This window comes from Mangrovicoccus sp. HB161399 (genome assembly GCF_013184745.1).
Taxonomy (GTDB): domain Bacteria; phylum Pseudomonadota; class Alphaproteobacteria; order Rhodobacterales; family Rhodobacteraceae; genus Mangrovicoccus.
Genome location: NZ_JAATVU010000065.1, coordinates 1 through 18,397, shown reverse-complemented (window position 1 = coordinate 18,397; position 18,397 = coordinate 1). Strand labels below are relative to the sequence as shown.

The window sequence follows — 18,397 nt, the reverse complement described above, 5'->3', positions numbered from 1 at the left end:
CTCTTTGGCCATCACGGCACGATTGTCAGCGGCACCGGGCAGGTCTGGACAAGCGTCCCCGCCGTGGAGCCGAAGAAGCGGGCGGCGAAGCTGCCCTGGCCCTGGCGGCCGATCACGATCTGCACGGCGGCCGACTCCTCGGCGATCTTGATGATCGTCTCGGCGACATGGCCGTAGCGGATGTCCGAGCTGACCGGCACGCCGCTGGAGGCCAGCTTGGCCAGCTCCGGCTCGACCAGCACTTCCTTGGCGCGCGCCATCTCTTCCTTCCGGCGGATGTGGCGCTCTTCCAGCTCCTCCGCCGTCAGGAAGGAATAGGGCGACCATTCCAGCACATGGGCGACGAGGATGCTGCCGCCGATGGCCTTGGCGCGCTCCACGGCAAAGGCCATGGCGCGTTCGGCGCTGTCGCTGCCGTCATAGGCGACGACGATGGTTGATGACATGGTATGACCTCCGTTCCGGTCTAGTCCCTCTCGTGAGGGCAGCGGACCCGTCCCGGCCCGTTCGGCCCCCTCCCCGAAGCCTGTCGCATCCGCCCCGCCTGTCGAGGACGCAAGGCACCGGAGCGCAAAGCGCCTCTCTGCCGCCGCGGAATTTGCTTCGATACTGCACAAATGAACATATTTTGGGCGCCCTGTTAACCCCGGGACAAGCAGAAGCCTGCCGATTTTCTGCCCCGGTCCGGCAAGACGCCGAAAACATGCCCCGAAGTGTCGCTATTCCGCATGTCCCGGCGCCAGGAACCGTCAGACTTGGAGGCACTTGTTCCGTACCGTGATCCAGGGGAGGCGCCGATGCCCGGTCCCGAAGACATCCGATCCCTCGTCCGCAGCCGCAGGCCGGGCCACACGCTCGAGGCCCCGTTCTACACCTCGCCCGACATCCTCGATCTCGACATCGAGGCGATTTTCCGCCGCCACTGGCTCTTCGCCGCTGCCGGGCCGGAACTGCCCGAACCCGGCGATTGCGTGACGCTGGAAGTGGGCTCCGCCTCGGTCCTGCTGCTGCGCGGCGACGACATGGCGGTGCGCGGCTTCCGCAATGTCTGCCGCCACCGCGGCGCGCGGCTGGTGGAGGCGCGCTCGACCACCATCGGCAACATCGTCTGCCGCTATCACGGCTGGAGCTACAGCGAGGACGGAGACCTGATCCATGCCGAGCACATGGGCGAGGAATTCGACCGGTCCTGCCACGGGCTGATCCCGGTCCATGTCCGCGACATTGCCGGGCTGATCTTCATCTGCCTCGCCGACGACCCGCCCGCGGACATCGAGGACATGGCGGCGGGCATGGAGCCCTACCTGCTGCCGCATGACCTCGCCAACTGCAAGGTCGCCCACCAGTCGGAGCTGATCGAACAGGGCAACTGGAAGCTGGTGCTGGAAAACAACCGAGAATGCTACCATTGCGAGACCAACCACCCGCAGCTGACCGTGCCGCTGTCGGAATTCGGCTTCGGCTTCTCGCCCGACGAGCTGGACGAGCGCCGCTCGGACGAGGCCGCCGCCTACATGGCCGCCATCGAGGAACGCCACGCGCATTGGCAGTCCTGCGGCCTGCCGTCCTCGGAGCTGAACCGGCTGCGCGACGTGACCGGCTTCCGCGCCATGCGGCTGCCGCTGATGGGCGCCGGGGAGTCGCACACGCTGGACACCAAGGTCGCTTCGAAGAAGCTGCTGGGCCGGTTCCGCGAGGCGGCGCTCGGCGGCCTGAGCTTCTGGACCCAGCCGAATTCCTGGCACCATTTCATGTCCGACCATGTCGTGACCTTCTCGGTGCTGCCGCTCTCGCCGGACCGGACGCTGGTGCGCACGACCTGGCTCGTCCACAAGGACGCGATCGAGGGGCAGGACTACAAGACCGACCACCTGGCCACCGTCTGGACCATGACCAACCAGGAGGACGCCGACCTGGTGCGGCTCGGCCAGCTCGGCGTGTCCGACCCGGCCTACCGCCCCGGCCCCTATTCTCCCTTCACCGAGCCGATGGTGGAGGCCTTCACCGCCTGGTACATCGACCGGATCGGCGACTTCCTCGAGCCCGGCAGAAACGCGATGGCGGCGGAGTGAGCATGGACGGCAATTTCACCGAAGCCACCCGCATCCCGCTCTGGGACCCCGAGCGCGACGACACGCTCGTCTGCCGCCAGGTGCGCCAGGAAACCCATGACGTGAAGACCTTCGTCTTCTCGGGCCGGGAGCCCCGCGCCTTCCGCTTCTATCCGGGCCAGTTCATGACCTTCGAGCTGCCCGTCGAGGGGATGGTCCAGCGCTGCTACACGATTTCCGGCTCGGCCGCGCGGCCCTACCGGGTGGAGATCACCGTCAAGCGCGTGCCGGGCGGCCCCGGCTCGAACTGGCTGCACGACCACATGGCGCCCGGGCGCGAGATCGCCGTCTCCGGGCCGGCGGGCGAATTCACCACCGATGCCACGGCAGAGCAGAAGCTGCTGTTCCTGTCCGCCGGCAGCGGCATCACCCCGATGATGTCGATGACCCGCACGGCCTGCGATCTGGGCGCGCCCTTCGACCTGACCTTCCTCCATGCCGCGCGCAGCCCCGCCGACATGATCTACCGCCAGGAACTGTCGCTGCTGGCACAGCGCAACCACGGGCTGAAGCTGGCGCTGGTCTCGGGCACCGCGCCGGCCTCGGATGCCTGGGCGGGCTTCACCGGCCGGCTGAGCCTGCCGATGCTGCAGCTGATCGCCCCGGACTTCCTCGACCGCCGGATCTTCTGCTGCGGCCCCGCGCCCTTCATGGAAGGCGTGCGCGCCATGCTGGCGGAGGCAGGCCATGACACGGCGGAATATTACGAGGAAAGCTTCGATTTCGGCGCCGAGACCGCGGGCAATTTCGGCGGCGAGCCCGAGGCGGCGCCGGAGGTCAGCGGCCAGACCTTCCGCGTCAGCTTCGCCAAATCCGGCAAGGTGGTGGAATGCAGCCCGGGCATGACCGTGCTGTCGGCTGCGCGCGAGGCCGGGCTGAGGCCGCTCTCCTCCTGCCAGCGGGGCATCTGCGGCACCTGCAAGACCAAGCTGGTCTCGGGCAATGTCGAGATGAACCACGGCGGCGGCATCCGCCAGCGCGAGATCGACCAGGGCAGGATCCTGGCCTGCTGCAGCCACCCGCTGACCGATATCGAGATCGACCTGTGACCGCGGGGCGGCTCACCCAGGATTGATCGCGCCCGCACCGCCACCGGCGCGGGCGCCCGTCGGGCCGAACTCCCGCAATGGAAGAGTTTTCGTTTTCAGGCAATGGCTTGCGGGCTGCACCAGAGGCTCCGGCGGACGAGCCGCCGCATCGCGCAGCGGTCCCGCAGGCTGTTGCCTTCCTCCGGCGGATGCCACATTTCCCCGCGGAAATTGTTCGTCTGCCAAGGAGTTCCCAGTGACGGAAAACGATCAGGACGGCCCGGTGCGGGTGGTGGAAGCGGTGCGCGACCCGCGATGGACCTGGGGGCTGCGCGCCGCCGGTCTCGCGGGCGCGGTCATTGTCTGGCTGCTGCTCGGCGGGCAGGAGGCGCTGTCGCCCGAAGGCCGCGCCGTGGCCGCCATCGCCACGCTGATGGCCCTCTGGTGGATGACCGAGGCGATCCCGCTGGCGGCGACCTCGCTCCTGCCAATCGTGCTCCTGCCGATGCTGGCCGGGCGCTCGGTCGGCGAGGCCACCGCCCCCTATGCCAGCCCGATCGTCTATCTCTTCCTCGGCGGCTTCCTGATCGCCATCGCCATGCAGAAATGGCAGCTGCACCGGCGGATCGCGCTGATGACGCTGTCCCGGGTCGGCGTGGAGCCGAAGCGGATCGTGCTGGGCATGATGCTGGCCACCGGCTTCCTGTCGATGTGGGTGTCGAACACCGCGACGACGCTGATGATGCTGCCGATCGGCCTGTCCATCCTGACGCTGGTGGTGGAGCGCAGCCGCGCCACCGACCAGGGCGCCGAGGTCGGGGACGAACTGCAGCGCGGCGGCTCGATCTCCAGCGTGATCGCCGATCCCGACATCCGCGCCTTCGGCGTCTGCCTCGTGCTCGCCATCGCCTGGTCGGCCTCGATCGGCGGGCTCGGCACGCTTCTGGGCAGCCCGCCCAATGCCATCGTCGCCGCCTATCTGTCTGACGAGCTGGGCCGCGATGTCGGATTCGTTCAGTGGATGATCCTCGGCGCGCCGCTTGCGCTGGTCTTCATCCTCGTCGCCTGGGTGCTGATGACGCGGGTGCTCTACCGGTTCCGGCTCTCCGAGATCCCCGGCGGACGCGCGATGATCGACGGCCAGGTCGCCGCGCTCGGTCCGATGAGCCAGGGCGAGAAGATGGTCGCCGCGGTCTTCCTCGGCGCTGCCTTCCTGTGGATCGTGCCGGGGCTCCTGTCCGACATCTTCGGCATCGCCGCGCTGGGATCGCTGAACGATACCGCCATCGCCATCACGGCCGGCGTCGCGCTGTTCCTTCTGCCGGGCGACCGCGAGGGGCACATGGTCCTCGACTGGAAGACCGCGCAGGACGAGCTGCCCTGGGGCGTGCTGCTCCTGTTCGGCGGCGGGCTCAGCCTCGCCTCCTCGGTGAAGGCGACCGGGCTCGACATGTGGCTCGGTACCCAGGTCGAAGGTCTCGGCACGCTGCCGATCCTGGCGATCCTGGTCTGCGTGGTGACGCTGGTGATCTTCCTGACCGAGGTGACCTCCAACACCGCCACCGCCGCGACCTTCATCCCCGTGCTCGGCGGGGTAGCGGCGGGGATCGGCGTCGATGCGACCACGCTGCTGATCCCGACCGCGCTGGCGGCGACCTGCGCCTTCATGCTGCCGGTGGGAACGCCGCCCAACGCCATCGTCTTCGGCTCGGGCGCGGTGACCATCGGGCAGATGGCGCGCGGCGGCATCGTGCTGAACCTCGCCGGCGTGGCGCTGATCACGGGCTTCGTCTACCTGCTCGGCGGCCTGGCCTTCGGCATCAGCCTCTGAGCCCCTGCCGCGGGCTCAGGGACGCCTCAGCCCGTGGCGCTGGATCTGGCGGTGGATGGTGGAGCGGTTGACACCCATCCGCCGCGCGGTTTCCGAGATGTTCCAGCCGGTTTCCTGCAGGTGGCGGGCGAGGATGCGTTCCTCTCCCCCGCCGCTGTCGCGCGCCGATTGCAGCTGCGGCGGGAATTCGGCCTTGCCCAGCCGCATCCGGTCGCCCGGCATGGCGGGGGCCGCGCCCATCGCCATCAGCCGCGCGACCTGCCCCAGTTCATGCAAGTTCCCCGGCCAGCCATGTCCCGCCAGCATCGACAGCGCATCCGCGTCGAAGGCGACCGGCCGGCCGAAAGCCTCGGCGAAGACCCGGTCCGCGAGCGCCAGCAGGTCGCCGCGCTTGCGCAGCGGCGGCAGGCGCAGCCGCCCGCCCGCCAGCCGCAGGAACAGGTCGCGCCGCAGCCGCCCCTCGTCGACGGCGCGTTCCGGATCGCCCGAGACCGTGACCACGATCCGCGCCTGCGCCGCGCGTTCGCGCACCGCGCCGACGGGACGGTAGCTGCCCTCGGCCAGCAGCTTCACCAGCCGGGCCTGCAGCCGCTCGGGCAGCTCGTCGAGATTGTCGAGCACCAGCGTGCCGCCCTCCGCCGCCGCGACAAGGCCGGGCTCGAAATTGCGGCGGTCCTCGCGGCCGAAGAGGCTCGCCGCCTCGGCCTCGTCGAAGGTCTCGCAGGGCACGTTGATGCAGGGCCCGCGCGAGCCGACCGTATGGATCGCCTTGGCAAGCGCGGTCTTGCCGGCGCCGGTCTCGCCCTCGATCAGCAGCGGCATCTTCCCCGGGGCCATCGCCGCCGCCTGCGCCAGCAGCTGCGCCATCCCCGGATCGTCGCCGGCCAGCGCGCGCAGCTCGGCAGGCATCGCGCGCGGACGGACGGGACGCGGCACCGGGTTGCGGCGCGGCTCGATCGCATGGGCGAAGAGACGGTAGCCATCGCGCGTCTCGATGAACCGGTCGCGCGCAGAGGTCTGCCGCGTCAGCCCCTCCATCATGTCGAGGTCCAGCTCGAACACGTCGGCGACATGCCGGCCGACCAGCCGCTCCGCCTCGCGCCAGTCGACGCCCAGAGTCCGCGCCATCAGCCGCGCCGCACCATTGGTCATGCCGATGACATGGCCGCCAGCGTCAAGCGACAGCGCCGCCTCTGGATCGACATCGAGGAAATCGGGGCTGTCGGAGAGGCGCAGCACCCAGTCGCGGCGGCTTTCGGCCATGATGTTGGCCATCTCGATCCGCCGCGCCGCCTGGCGCACGAGGTTCAGCGCCATCACCTGGCTTTCGCGCGGCGCGGGCGAGCTGAGCAGCGAGATGTCAAGCACCGCCGAAAGCCGCCCCGCGGTGTCGTAGATCGGCGCGGCGGTGCAGGAGAGCCCGCCATGGGTCACGTCGAAATGGTCGCTCTGGTGGATGATCAGCGGCTCGCCGGCCTCGATGCAGGCCCCGACCGCGCAGGTGCCCGCGCGGCTTTCCGACCATTCCGCCCCGAGGAACAGGCCCGTACGGCGCAGCTCTTCCTTGTGCTTCTGCTGGCCGAGATACTCGACCGTCACACCCTGCGCGTCCGACAGCAGCAGGACATAGCTCTGGCCCGCGACCAGCTTGTAGAGGTTGTCGATGCCGGTGCGCGCGATGCCGATCAGCTCCTCCGAGCGCTGGCGGTGCAGCCGCAGCTGGGACTCGGGCAGGATGTAGGCCTCGCGCCGGTCCGTCGGATCGAGCCCGTGCGTCTGCAGGCAGCGCAGCCAGCTGGCCAGCACCGTCGGATCGCGCGGGCTGGCGCCGCGGCCGCGGGAAATCGCCTCGATCTCGCGGATATGGTCGATATCGCGCTGCATTCCGCCTCCCATCGTCCTGCACGCATCCGCCGAGACTAGCTTAACCGAAGGTTGAAGGGAAACCGGGCAGTCTGCGTGGTGCAGCATTTCGCGCCGCGCCGCAGCGAAGGTGTTGCAGCCCCGTGCAACACTGTGCGCCGCGGTGCAACAGGTGCTTCTCCCAAGTGATTGATTCAATTGATCGCGCATTTGCGCGCTTCTTCCGCTTGCCCGGCGGCGCCACGCTGGGTGCGGGAAAGAGGAGGAGACGACCCCATGAAAGCCCTGCGTTTTCACGCCGCCAAGGATCTGCGCGTCGAGGAGATCGACGCCGTTCCGGTGCCCGGTCCGGGCCAGGTGGCGATCAAGAACCGCTTCGTCGGAATCTGCGGCACCGACCTGCACGAATATGCCTACGGGCCGATCTTCATCCCGGTCGAGCCGCATCCCTTCACCGGCGCCTCGGGCGCGCAGGTGCTGGGCCATGAATTCGGCGGGGTGGTCACCGCCGTCGGCGCCGGCGTCACCCATGTGAAGGAAGGCGACCGGGTTTCGGTCCAGCCGCTGATCATGCCGCGCTCGGGCGACTACTATGCGGACCGCGGCCTGTTCCATCTCAGCGAGGATCTGGCGCTGGCCGGTCTCAGCTGGATTTCCGGCGGCATGGCCGAGGGCGCGCTCTTGAACGACTACAACGTCGTTAAGATCCCCGACGCGATGACCGACGAGGAGGCCGCGCTGGTCGAGCCGACCGCGGTCGCCGTCTATGCCTGCGACCGCGGCCAGGTCGCGGCCGGGCAGTCGGTTCTGGTCACCGGCGCCGGCCCGATCGGGATGCTGACGCTGCTGGCCGCGAGGGCCTTCGGCGCGACGAAGCTGTTCGTGTCGGACTTGAACGACACGCGGCTGGAGCTGGCCAAGCAGATCATCCCCGAGGTGATCGCGCTGAACCCCAAGCGCGACGATATCGGCGCGGCGATCCGCGGCGCGACCGAAGGCGGCGCGGGCTGCGACGTGGCGCTGGAATGCGTCGGCAACGAGAAGGCGCTTCAATCCTGCCTCGATGCCGTCCGCAAGCAGGGGGTGATCGTGCAGGTCGGCCTGCATCCGGGGAATTCCGGGCTGCACTGGCACACCGTCACTTTCAAGGATGTCGATATCCGCGGCTCCTGGGCCTATCCGACGCATCTGTGGCCGCGGGTCATCGACCTGATCGCCACCGGCGCCATCCCGGCGGCCAAGGTGGTGACCAAGAAGATCACGCTCGACGAGGCCGTGGGCGAGGGCTTCGACGTGCTGCTCGATCCGGCCGGCACGCAGCTGAAGATCCTGATCGACCTGAACTGATCCCGGGCGCGCGGCAGGCCGGGGAGGGTCTGCCGCCCGCCCTTCAACACCCCATGGGAGGAAACCATGCTAGACACCACCCCCCGCGGCGCGCTCGAGGCGCTGGTCGCCGATCTCGAACGCGCGCTGGTCGCACAGGACCCGGACGCCGTCGCGGAGTGCTTCCTCGACACCGGCTTCTGGCGCGATCTCGCCGCCTTCACCTGGAACCTGAAGACCTGCGAGGGCAAGGACCAGATCCGCGCCATGTCCGCCGCGCAGCTGGAGAAGGTCGCGCCGAAAGCGCTGTCGCTCGACCCGTCCGAGGAGGTCGGCGAGGCCGACGGCGTGACCGAAGGCTGGCTGGTCCTGGAAACCGGAGCCGGGCGCGGCGTCGGCTATGTCCGGATGAAGGACGGCAAGATCTGGACGCTGCTGACCACGCTGCACGAGCTGAAGGGCCATGAGGAGCCGCGCCAGCTGCGCCGTCCGATGGGCGCCGAGCACGGCCATGACCCCGAGCGCAAGACCTGGAAGGAGAAGCGCGAGGACGAGGCCCGGCGTCTGGGCTACGAGGACCAGCCCTACGTCCTGGTGATCGGCGGCGGCCAGGGCGGCATCGCGCTCGGCGCGCGGCTGCGCCAGCTCGACGTGCCGACCATCGTCATCGACAGGCACCCGCGCCCGGGTGACCAGTGGCGGAACCGCTACAAGTCGCTCTGCCTGCATGACCCGGTCTGGTACGACCACCTGCCCTACATCCCCTTCCCCGACAACTGGCCGGTCTTCGCGCCGAAGGACAAGATCGGCGACTGGCTGGAGATGTACACCAAGGTCATGGAGCTGAACTACTGGTCCTCGACCGTCGCCAAGTCCGCCAGCTACGACAAGGCCAAGGGCGAATGGACCGTGGTGGTCGAGCGCGACGGACAGGAGGTCGTGCTGCGCCCGAAGCAGCTGGTGATGGCGACCGGCATGTCCGGCAAGGCCAACATCCCCGTCTTCGAGGGCCAGGACGTCTTCAAGGGCGAGCAGCAGCATTCCAGCCAGCACCCCGGCCCCGATGCGTACCGCGGCAAGAAGGTGGTGGTGATCGGCTCGAACAACTCGGCGCACGACATCTGCGCCGCGCTCTGGGAAAACGGCGCCGACGTGACGATGGTGCAGCGGTCCTCCACCCATATCGTCAAGTCCGACAGCCTGATGGAGGTCTGCCTCGGCGGGCTCTATTCCGAGCAGGCGGTGGCGAACGGCATAACCCATGACAAGGCGGACATGATCTTCGCCTCGATCCCCTACAAGATCATGCACAGCTTTCACGTGCCGCAATACGACGAGATCAAGGAACGGGACAAGGACTTCTACGCCGCGCTCGAGAAGGCCGGGTTCCAGCTGGATTTCGGCGATGACGAGAGCGGGCTCTTCATGAAGTACCTGCGCCGCGGCTCGGGCTACTATATCGATGTCGGCGCCTGCGACCTGGTGATCGACGGCTCGATCAAGCTGAAATCCGGGGAAGGCGCCGCGGTCGACCGGCTGACCGAGACCGGGGTGCGCTTTGCCGACGGCACCGAACTGCCCGCCGATCTGGTGGTCTACGCCACGGGCTACGGCTCGATGAACGGCTGGGCGGCGGACCTGATCAGCCAGGAGGTCGCGGACAAGGTCGGCAAGTGCTGGGGGCTGGGCTCCGACACGACCAAGGATCCGGGTCCCTGGGAAGGCGAGCAGCGCAACATGTGGAAGCCGACCATGCAGGAGGGCCTGTGGTTCCACGGCGGCAACCTGCACCAGTCGCGCCACTATTCCCGCTATCTCTCGCTGCAGCTCAAGGCCCGCCATGCCGGTATCGACACCCCCGTCTGGGGACTGGAGGCACCGCATCACCTGAGCTGACCGGTTCCGCCACTTCCTCCGGCGGCCTGCCGCCGCGCCCCTGCTCCCGGGCGCGGCGGCTTTTTCATGTCCGGACCCGGCCCGGCGCCGCCTGCCGGACGGATCCGAATCCGGCTTGATCTGCCTATCACTTTCTGTATGGTACTTGTCATACAACTAGGGAGGATTCCGCCGGAGGGGGCGGAGCTCCCGCAGCAATCAAGGGAGGAGAGGCGTCTTGCGCAATCCCAGATGGCTATCCGCCGCCCTCAACCAGGCATCCACGATACTCGTGACCCTCCTGGGTCTGCTGGTGCTGACCTTCGTAATCGGACGCATCATGCCGGTGGACCCGGTCCGCGCCATCGTCGGCGAGGAGGCCACCCGCGAGGTCTACGAGAACGTGTATCACCAGCTCGGCCTCGACAAGCCGATGTGGGAACAGTTCCTGTTCTACCTGCGCGATGTCGCGACGCTGGATTTCGGCACCTCGCTGAGGACCGGCCAGCCGGTGCTGGACGACATCCTGCACGTCCTTCCCGCCACGATCGAGCTCGCCACCTTCGCCATCCTCATCGGCGCGGGCATCGGCATTCCGCTCGGCGTGCTCGCCGCGGTGAAGAAGGACCGCTGGCAGGACCACGCGATCCGGGTCTTCAGCCTGATGGGCCATTCGATGCCGATCTTCTGGACCGGGATGATCGGCCTGCTGGTCTTCTATGCCGCGCTCGGCTGGGTCGGCGGCGCCGGCCGGATGAGCCAGTTCTACATCGGCCTCGTGCCCGACCGCACCGGGTTCCTGCTGATCGACAGCGCGCTGGCCGGCGAATGGGAAGTGTTCCGCAGCGCGGTCAACCACCTGATCCTGCCGGCCTCGCTGCTGGGCTATTCCTCATCCGCCTACATCACGCGGATGACGCGCAGCTTCATGCTGGACCAGATCAACCAGGAATACGTGACCACCGCCCGGGTGAAGGGCCTCAGCGAGCGCAAGACGATCTGGAGCCACGCCTTCGGCAACATCAAGGTGCAGCTGGTGACCATCGTGGCGCTGGCCTACGGCGCGCTGCTGGAAGGCGCGGTGCTGATCGAGACGGTCTTCGCCTGGCCCGGATTCGGCCAGTACCTGACCTCGACGCTGAGGATGGGCGACATGAACGCGCTGATGACCTGCGTGCTGCTGGTCGGCGTCATCTTCATCGCGCTGAACCTGCTTTCCGACCTGCTCTACCGCGTATTCGATCCGAGGACACGATGACCATGCTCCATTCCGAGACCGGCCGCAGCAGCGCCCGGCTCCGCCTGCCGCAGGGCCTGACCTCCCTCGGCAACATCCTGAAATTCCTGTGGAAGAGCCCGACCTCCGCCTTCGGCCTTATCGTCCTGGCCTTCCTTGTCGCCACCGCTCTGCTGGGGCCGCTGCTGGCGCCCTACGATCCCTACGCACAGGATCTGCAGAACACGCTTCAGGCACCGTCGACGGCGCACTGGTTCGGCACCGACGAGCTGGGCCGCGACATCCTCTCGCGCCTTCTGTTCGGCGCGGCGATCACGCTGAGGATCATCTTCCTCGTCACCATCGTGGTCGGTCCGATCGGCATGGCCGTGGGCACGGTCGCGGGCTATTTCGGCGGCCGGGTCGATACCGTGCTGATGCGGATCACCGACATCTTCCTCAGCTTCCCCTCGCTGATCCTGGCGCTGGCCTTCGTCGCGGCGCTCGGGCCGAGCCTCAACAACGCGATCATCGCCATCGCGCTGACCGCCTGGCCGCCGATCGCGCGGCTGGCCCGCGCCGAGACCCTGACCTTCCGCAAGGCCGACTACATCTCGGCGGCGCGGCTGCAGGGCGCGTCCTCGGCGCGGATCATCTGGAAATCCATCGTGCCGATGTGCCTTCCTTCGGTGATGATCCGCCTGACGCTGAACATGGCGACGGTGATCCTGACCGCGGCGGGCCTCGGCTTTCTCGGCCTCGGCGCGCAGCCGCCGATGCCGGAATGGGGCGCGATGATCGCCACCGGGCGGCGCTACATGATCGACAGCTGGTGGCTGGTGACCTTCCCGGGCCTCGCCATCCTGACGGTATCGCTGGCCTTCAACCTTCTCGGCGACGGGCTGCGCGACGCGCTCGATCCCAAGCAGATGAACCGGAGGTGAGCATGGAAACGCCGATCCTCGAGGTCGAGGACCTCTCGATCCACTACCGCGGCGCGCCGCAGCCCGCCGTCCGCAATGTCAGCTTCACGCTGGGCCGCGAGCGGCTGGGCATCGTCGGCGAAAGCGGCTCGGGCAAGTCCACGGTCGGGCGCGCGCTGCTGAAGCTGCTGCCCACCGCCGACATCACCGCCAAGCGCCTGCAATTCGGCGAGACCGACCTGCTGAATGCCACCGAGAAGCAGATGCTCGACATCCGCGGCAACCGGATGTCGATGATCCTGCAGGACCCGAAATTCTCGCTGAACCCGATCCGGCGCTGCGGCGAGCAGATCGCCGAGGCCTACCTGACGCATTTCCGCTGCTCGAAGCGGGAGGCGAAGGAGCGCGCGCTCGCGATGCTCGAAGCGGTGCAGATCCGCGATCCGCATCTCGTCTACAACCGCTATCCGCACGAGGTGTCGGGCGGGATGGGCCAGCGGATCATGATCGCCATGATGCTGCTGGCGGAGCCGCGCCTGGTGATCGCCGACGAGCCGACCTCGGCGCTCGACGTGACCGTCCGGCTCGAGGTGCTGAAGATCCTCGATGACCTGGTGCGCGAGAAGGGCATCGGCCTGATCATGATCAGCCACGACCTGAACCTGGTGCGCAACTTCTGCGACCGCGTGCTGATCATGTATGCCGGCCGCGTGGTCGAGACGCTGAACGCCGCCGAGCTGGACCGGGCGCAGCATCCCTATACCCGCGGGCTTCTGGCCGCGCAGCCCCGGATCGGCGGCAACCGCCAGCCGCTGCCGGTGCTCGACCGCCGCCCGGAATGGTCGCAACCGATGGAGGGAACCGCATGAAACCGGTCAAGGTCGAAAACCTGTCGATGAGCTTCGGCGTCGGCGAGGCCGCGGTGAAGGTCCTGCCGGACGTCTCCTTCGACGTGGCCGCCGGCGAATGCTTCGGCCTGGTGGGCGAGTCCGGCTCCGGCAAGTCGACCATCCTGCTCTGCGTCGCGATGCTGCTCTCCACCTGGGGCGGGCGCATCTCGATCGGCGGCCAGCCGGTGCGCGACATGTCGGTGATGGAACGCTGCCGCAACCTGCAGATGGTGTTCCAGGACCCCTACGGCTCGCTGCATCCGCGCCAATCGGTGCGCACCGCCCTGTCCGAACCGATCCGCATCCACAAGCTCGGCGACATGGACGACCGCATGGCGCAGGCGATGACCGATGTCGGCCTGCCGGTGTCGTTCCTCGACCGCTTCCCGCACCAGCTCTCGGGCGGGCAGCGCCAGCGCGTCGCCATCGCCCGCGCGCTGATCCTGGAGCCGCATGTGCTGCTGCTCGACGAGCCGACCTCGGCGCTCGACGTGTCTGTCCAGGCCGAGATCCTGAACCTGCTGCAGCGGCTGCGCGAGGAGAAGGGCTTCACCTACCTGATGGTCAGCCACGACCTGGCGGTGGTGGACCACATGTGCGACCGCTTCGCGGTGATGCAGCACGGCGTGGTCACCGAAGTGCTGGGCCGCGACGCGATCCTCGGCGGCACGGCCACCCATCCCTATGCAAGGCAGCTGATCGAGGCGTCGCTGGCCTACGAAAACGCCATGTGACGGCGCCCCGCCTTTCCGGCGCGACACTGGCCCGGCCCTGCCCCGCAGGTGCCGGGTCAGTCCCTTTTGGGCAGGCCGTCCGCGATGTCGAAGATCCGGCTGCCGTAGTGGAAATGGCTCAGCGCCTGCAGTTCTCCGGGCAGCGCCCCGAGGCAGGTCTCGATCAGCCGCTGCGACACGACCCGCCAGTCCATCGCATTGGTGTTCCACAGGACCGTGCCGCAGTCCCGGCAGGACACCTTCTTCATGCTCAGCGACGGGTGCTGGAAGCTCAGCAGCCGCTCGCCGCCCCGCGTCACCGCAAGCTGCTCCGGATTCCAGGCCGTCACCGAATGGAACGGCACGTCGAGCAGCACCCGGCAAGCCCGGCAATGGCAATGCCCGCGCACCCGCGGCGCCCCCTCCAGCCGGATCGCCGCCGTCCCGCAGCTGCAGTGCAGATCATAATTTCCGGCCATGTCGGTCCTCCCTGTTTGCCGCCGCATGCTAGGCCGCGGCCGCCGGCCGCCAAAGCCCCGCAATGCAAAAGCGCGGCCCCCGCAAGGGGACCGCGCATTCGGGGAGGAAACGGGAAGGAAGGCTCACTCGCCCTTGGTGACGCCCTCGAAGCGGGTGGTCCAGGGATCGACCATCAGCCCCTGCACGTCCGACTGGAAGGCCGCCGTCACGACCCGCTCCGAGAACGGCTGGATGGCGATGACCTTGTCGTCGATCATCTGCTGGATGGTCTCGTACATCTCGGTCTGCTTCGCCTGGTCGGGCTCGACCAGCGCGGCCTCGATCATGCCGTTCAGCTCGGCATCGTAGAAGCTCGTGCGCCAGCCCTGGTAGTTGGTCAGTCCGGCCTCCTGCGAGTTGTCCGGGTTGTAGACCAGCGCCCGCAGGTTGCTGTCCGGATGCGGCTGCTGCCCGCCGCCGCCGCGGCCGACCAGAAGCTCGAAGTCCCGCGACCGCATCGCGCCGTAGATCTGGCCGCCGTCGCCGGTGATGATCTCGGCATTGATCCCGGCCTGGGACAGCGTGCCCTGGATCGCGGTCGCGGAATCGAGGAATTCCTGGGTGGAGATCACCCGGATCGAAGTGTCGAACCCGTCCGGATAGCCCGCCTCGGCCAGCAGTTCCTTGGCCTTCGCGACGTCCAGCTGATAGCCCGGATCGGGCAGCGCGCCGAAGGCCTTGGAGTTCACCACGCGCTGACGCTCCACCCCGAAATAGGGCATGATCGCGGCGTTGATCCCCTTGTAGTCGATCAGGTAGCGCAGCGCCTCGCGCACTTTCGGGTCGGCGAATTTCTCGTCGCCGACCGAGGCCGCGAGATAGTAGAAGCCGGCGCTGGTTTCGGTCTCGACGGTGATGTCGTCATCCTGCTCCAGCGCCTTGAGATCGGCCGCGGCCAGGGACAGGCCCACGTCCAGATCGCCCTGCTCCAGCCCGAGCCGCTGCGACTGGCTTTCCGGCAGGTGGCGCATCAGCACGCGCTTCATCGCCGGCTTCTCGCCCCAGAATTCGTCGTTCCGGGTCATCAGCACGTATTCGTTCGAGCGCCATTGCTGCAGCGTGAAGGCCCCCGACCCGGCCGAATTGTTGGTCAGCCAGCCCTGGCCCATGTCGCCGCCGTCGTCATGTTCCATCACCAGCTTGCTGTCGAGCACCGAGCCGATCCCCGCCTGGGTGAGGTACATCAGGATCATCTTGGGGTCGCCCGGCTCGGGCAGGTTCAGCACGAAGGTCTGCGGATCCTCGGCGACGAACATCGCGTCCGCGTTCTCCGCCGAATAGCCCCGGCTCTTCAGGCCCGAGGCCTGGGCGAGGTTCAGCGCCAGCGTGCGCTTGAAGCTCCAGGCGACGTCCTCCGCCGTGACCGGGTTGCCCGAGGCAAACTCCATGTCCGGGCGCAGGTGGAAGGTCACCGACATGTTGTCCGGCGCGATCTCCCAGCTTTCCGCGAGCCGCGGCTCCAGGTTGCGGCCGCTGCGGTCGAACTGCAGCAGCGCGTCATAGACGTTGTTCAGGATCTGCACCGCCTCGCCGCCGGTGATCGCCGCCGGATCCATGGTCAGCACGTTGTTCATGTTGAACGCGACGATCAGCTGGTCCTTCGGCGTTTCCGCCGCGGCCCCGCCCGCCACGAGCGCGGCCAGCGCCGCCGATGCCAAGAAATGTCTCATTTCCGTCCTCCCTTGGGTTGCACGCGCTCCTCAACGCACGCGGTTGTTCTCGATATGGTCGAAGTCGATGTCCTCGCCGAGCCCGGGCCGGTCGGGGACATGGACGTAGCCCTCGGCATCCATCGGATCGGAGAGCTGGTGCAGGTAGTCGAAGCCGTCGTCGTATTCGAGGAACGGGTGCAGCAGCCCCCGCTCGTACCAGCGGCAGTTCTTCGACGCCGCCACGACATGCAGGTTCATCGCGGTGTTGCCGTGGACCTCGCAGTCCATCCCGAAGCTCTCGGCGAGGCGCATGGTCTTGATCGCAGGGGTGATGCCGCCCACGTCGTTCACGCCCGTCCTGAGGATGTCGCAGGCGCCCGAGGCGATCCATTCGGCGCGGCCCCAATGCTTGCCCGCCGCGCTCTCCGGGCCGATCACCGGGATGTCGAGCTGGTCGGCCATCCACTTGTAGGACGACATGGACTGCTCGTCCATCGGCTCCTCGATCCAGTCGAAGCCCAGCTTCTCCAGACCGCGGCCCAGTTCCAGCGCATCCATGCGGCTGTACCAGTGGAAGGCGTCGATCATCAGGTGGATGTCGGGCCCCACCGCCTCGCGCACCGCGGCGCAGGCCTTGAGGTCCATCTTCACGTCCGGCGCCCAGCTGACCGGCGGCATCCAGGTATGGAGCTTGATCCCCTTGTATCCGCGCGCGACCAGCTTCTCGGCAAAGCGGCCATAGTCCTCGGGCGTGGCCAGCCCGCCCTCGATCTCGTCGCCGCACATGATCGAGCCATAGGCCAGAACCTTGTCGCGATAGGCGCCAATCAGCTTGTGGACAGGCTGGTCCAGCGTGCGCCCGGCCAGGTCCCACAGGGCGCAATCGACCACCGCAAGCGTCCGGTCGGTCAGCTGCGCCGCCGAGCCGCGCTGCCAATGCGCCAGGTCGTGCCACAGCCGTTCGCGGTCGCGGTGGTCCTGGCCGATCAGCACCTTCTTGACGAATTTCTCGATGACATGCGGACGGACGATTTCCGGCGCGGTGAAGGAATGGCCCTCATGGCCGTCCTCGGTCGCAATGGTCAGGATCGCCTGCTCGACCTCGTGCGCCGGGCCAGGATGGGCGTGGCCGGCCGAATCCGAATGGCGCCGCGTGGTGTGGCGGAAAACCCGCACCTTAACGTCGTTGATGATCACCGCGTCTCCTCCGCATTTCCCCGGCCGTGCCGTCTTGTTGTCTGACTGGTTATCCATCTTGTCTATATCTGTCAATATCAGTCATACATGTTGTCGGGAATTCTGCGCCGACTGCCGGGTTGCGCCAGTGGATCGGACCGGAAAACCGGGATATACAGGACATTGCGCAGATGTTTCGGACAGGTTGCGCCAGAAAGAAGGATCAGACCGATTTCGACCAGACAGATTTCCCCGCTGGTGTCACGGATCATCACGGATCTGAAGGACAAGATCTTTTCCGGCCAATGTGTTGCCGGAGCGCGCCTCCCCAGCGAATCCGCCCTGACGCAAAGCTATTCGGTCAGCCGCACGGTGGTGCGCGAGGCGATTGCGGTGCTGCGCGCCGAAGGCCTGGTCGAAGCCCGCAAAGGCTCCGGCGTCTTCGTGCTCGACCGGTCCGACCAGCAGAGACAGCCTTTCTCCGATCTCGACATCGACCGCGTCTCCAGCGCCATCGAACTGCTCGAGCTGCGCAGCGCGGTGGAGATCCGCTCGGCCGGACTGGCGGCCGCCCGCCGCTCCGCCAAGCAGCTGGAACGGCTGATCGAAACCCACCGCACCTTGGCCAGGCTGGTCTCGCTCGGCGAAGCCACGCGCGACGCGGATTTCGATTTCCACTATGCGATCGCCGAAGCCACGCAGAATCAGCGCTTTGTCGAATTCCTCTCGGTCATCCGCCAGGGAATCGTTCCCCGCACCCTGCTGGGCCAATCCGCGGCCGATCCGACGCTGAAAGCCCCGAACCCGCATCTGGTGGAAGAGCACGAGCGCATCCTCGACGCCATCATGGAAGGCGATCCCGCAGCCGCAGAGCAGGCGATGCAGGCGCATCTGGACAACAGCCTGTCCCGCTACCGCGCCTTCCTGCGCCGTTCCGACATCTAGCGGCGAGTATTCATCATACATGTTGACGTCACACATCATATAATCCATGATCTCCCTGCGGAGCGCCTGCGCTCTGCCGCAAGCGCTGCCTTCTGCCCCGCGCGGGCGAGGCCGTCCGATCCAGGGAGACAAACATGCTCGACAGCCCCGCCTTCCGTCCCCACGGCAAGCACCTCGTTGCAGGCGAATGGATCGCCGGCGAGACGACCTTCACCTCCGAGCCCGCCCATGGCCCGGCGCATGACTTCTCCGTCGGCACCGTCGAGCTGGTGAACCGCGCCTGCGAGGCCGCCGAGGATGCGTTCTGGACCTACGGCTACACCTCCCGC

The 18,397-nt window shown here is 67.6% G+C and carries 16 protein-coding genes and 1 pseudogene; 11 read left to right on the top strand and 6 right to left on the bottom strand.

Annotation, left to right across the window (positions count from 1 at the left end):
- Positions 1-11: 11 nt before the first annotated feature.
- Positions 12-446, bottom strand: a complete 435-nt coding sequence (locus HCC78_RS24955) for a universal stress protein (protein ID WP_172331494.1) — start codon at positions 444-446, stop codon at positions 12-14.
- A 351-nt stretch (positions 447-797) separates the two neighbouring features.
- Between HCC78_RS24955 and HCC78_RS24950 the strand changes: the two genes are divergently transcribed.
- The 3 genes from HCC78_RS24950 to HCC78_RS24940 all read left to right on the top strand — a co-directional run bounded on the left by HCC78_RS24950 (position 798) and on the right by HCC78_RS24940 (position 4,970).
- Complete coding sequence (locus HCC78_RS24950) at positions 798-2,072, top strand: SRPBCC family protein (RefSeq protein ID WP_172331493.1); 1,275 nt, start codon at positions 798-800, stop codon at positions 2,070-2,072.
- A gap of 2 nt (positions 2,073-2,074) precedes the next feature.
- On the top strand, positions 2,075-3,160 hold the full coding sequence (locus tag HCC78_RS24945; protein WP_172331492.1) for a hybrid-cluster NAD(P)-dependent oxidoreductase: 1,086 nt from the start codon (positions 2,075-2,077) through the stop codon (positions 3,158-3,160).
- A gap of 235 nt (positions 3,161-3,395) precedes the next feature.
- Positions 3,396-4,970 (top strand): SLC13 family permease, encoded by a 1,575-nt coding sequence (locus HCC78_RS24940; protein WP_172331491.1) that lies wholly within the window; start codon positions 3,396-3,398, stop codon positions 4,968-4,970.
- A gap of 15 nt (positions 4,971-4,985) precedes the next feature.
- Here the strand turns inward: HCC78_RS24940 and HCC78_RS24935 are convergent, their stop codons facing one another.
- Complete coding sequence (locus HCC78_RS24935) at positions 4,986-6,854, bottom strand: sigma-54-dependent Fis family transcriptional regulator (RefSeq protein WP_172331490.1); 1,869 nt, start codon at positions 6,852-6,854, stop codon at positions 4,986-4,988.
- Between the two features lie 255 nt (positions 6,855-7,109).
- On the opposite strand from HCC78_RS24935, the gene HCC78_RS24930 reads away from it, so the two are divergent.
- The 6 genes from HCC78_RS24930 (at position 7,110) to HCC78_RS24905 (ending at position 13,797) form a co-directional block, all read left to right on the top strand.
- Positions 7,110-8,180, top strand: a complete 1,071-nt coding sequence (locus HCC78_RS24930; RefSeq protein WP_172331489.1) for a 2,3-butanediol dehydrogenase — start codon at positions 7,110-7,112, stop codon at positions 8,178-8,180.
- A 66-nt stretch (positions 8,181-8,246) separates the two neighbouring features.
- A complete protein-coding gene (locus tag HCC78_RS24925; RefSeq protein ID WP_172331488.1) occupies positions 8,247-10,055 on the top strand; it encodes an NAD(P)-binding domain-containing protein in 1,809 nt (602 codons plus the stop codon).
- A 319-nt stretch (positions 10,056-10,374) separates the two neighbouring features.
- Positions 10,375-11,292 (top strand): ABC transporter permease, encoded by a 918-nt coding sequence (locus HCC78_RS24920; protein ID WP_172331509.1) that lies wholly within the window; start codon positions 10,375-10,377, stop codon positions 11,290-11,292.
- A complete protein-coding gene (gene nikC / locus HCC78_RS24915) occupies positions 11,289-12,194 on the top strand; it encodes a nickel transporter permease (RefSeq protein ID WP_253949347.1) in 906 nt (301 codons plus the stop codon). Before HCC78_RS24920 ends, nikC begins: the two co-directional genes overlap by 4 nt.
- A gap of 2 nt (positions 12,195-12,196) precedes the next feature.
- A complete protein-coding gene (locus HCC78_RS24910) occupies positions 12,197-13,042 on the top strand; it encodes an ABC transporter ATP-binding protein (RefSeq protein WP_172331487.1) in 846 nt (281 codons plus the stop codon).
- Positions 13,039-13,797 (top strand): ABC transporter ATP-binding protein, encoded by a 759-nt coding sequence (locus HCC78_RS24905; RefSeq protein WP_172331486.1) that lies wholly within the window; start codon positions 13,039-13,041, stop codon positions 13,795-13,797. Before HCC78_RS24910 ends, HCC78_RS24905 begins: the two co-directional genes overlap by 4 nt.
- Before the next feature lie 56 nt (positions 13,798-13,853).
- Here HCC78_RS24905 and HCC78_RS24900 read toward each other — a convergent pair whose 3' ends face one another.
- The 4 genes from HCC78_RS24900 to HCC78_RS33950 all read right to left on the bottom strand — a co-directional run bounded on the left by HCC78_RS24900 (position 13,854) and on the right by HCC78_RS33950 (position 17,395).
- Positions 13,854-14,255, bottom strand: a complete 402-nt coding sequence (locus HCC78_RS24900; RefSeq protein ID WP_172331485.1) for a GFA family protein — start codon at positions 14,253-14,255, stop codon at positions 13,854-13,856.
- Positions 14,256-14,378: 123 nt separating this feature from the next.
- Positions 14,379-15,965, bottom strand: coding sequence for an ABC transporter substrate-binding protein (locus HCC78_RS24895; RefSeq protein ID WP_172331484.1), 1,587 nt, complete (start codon positions 15,963-15,965; stop codon positions 14,379-14,381).
- 30 nt (positions 15,966-15,995) lie between these two features.
- Positions 15,996-17,144: an enolase C-terminal domain-like protein gene (locus tag HCC78_RS24890; RefSeq protein WP_172331483.1), complete on the bottom strand. Its 1,149-nt coding sequence runs from the start codon at positions 17,142-17,144 to the stop codon at positions 15,996-15,998.
- Positions 17,145-17,221: 77 nt separating this feature from the next.
- Positions 17,222-17,395, bottom strand: coding sequence for a hypothetical protein (locus HCC78_RS33950; RefSeq protein WP_253949351.1), 174 nt, complete (start codon positions 17,393-17,395; stop codon positions 17,222-17,224).
- Here HCC78_RS33950 and HCC78_RS24885 point away from each other — a divergent pair.
- Together HCC78_RS24885 and HCC78_RS24880 are read left to right on the top strand one after the other, a co-directional pair.
- Entirely contained in the window at positions 17,382-18,068 is a 687-nt protein-coding gene (locus HCC78_RS24885) for a FadR/GntR family transcriptional regulator (RefSeq protein ID WP_371743928.1), read from the top strand. The genes HCC78_RS33950 and HCC78_RS24885 overlap by 14 nt on opposite strands.
- 134 nt (positions 18,069-18,202) lie before the next feature.
- A pseudogene (locus tag HCC78_RS24880) lies at positions 18,203-18,397 on the top strand (aldehyde dehydrogenase (NADP(+))); the annotation flags it as partial.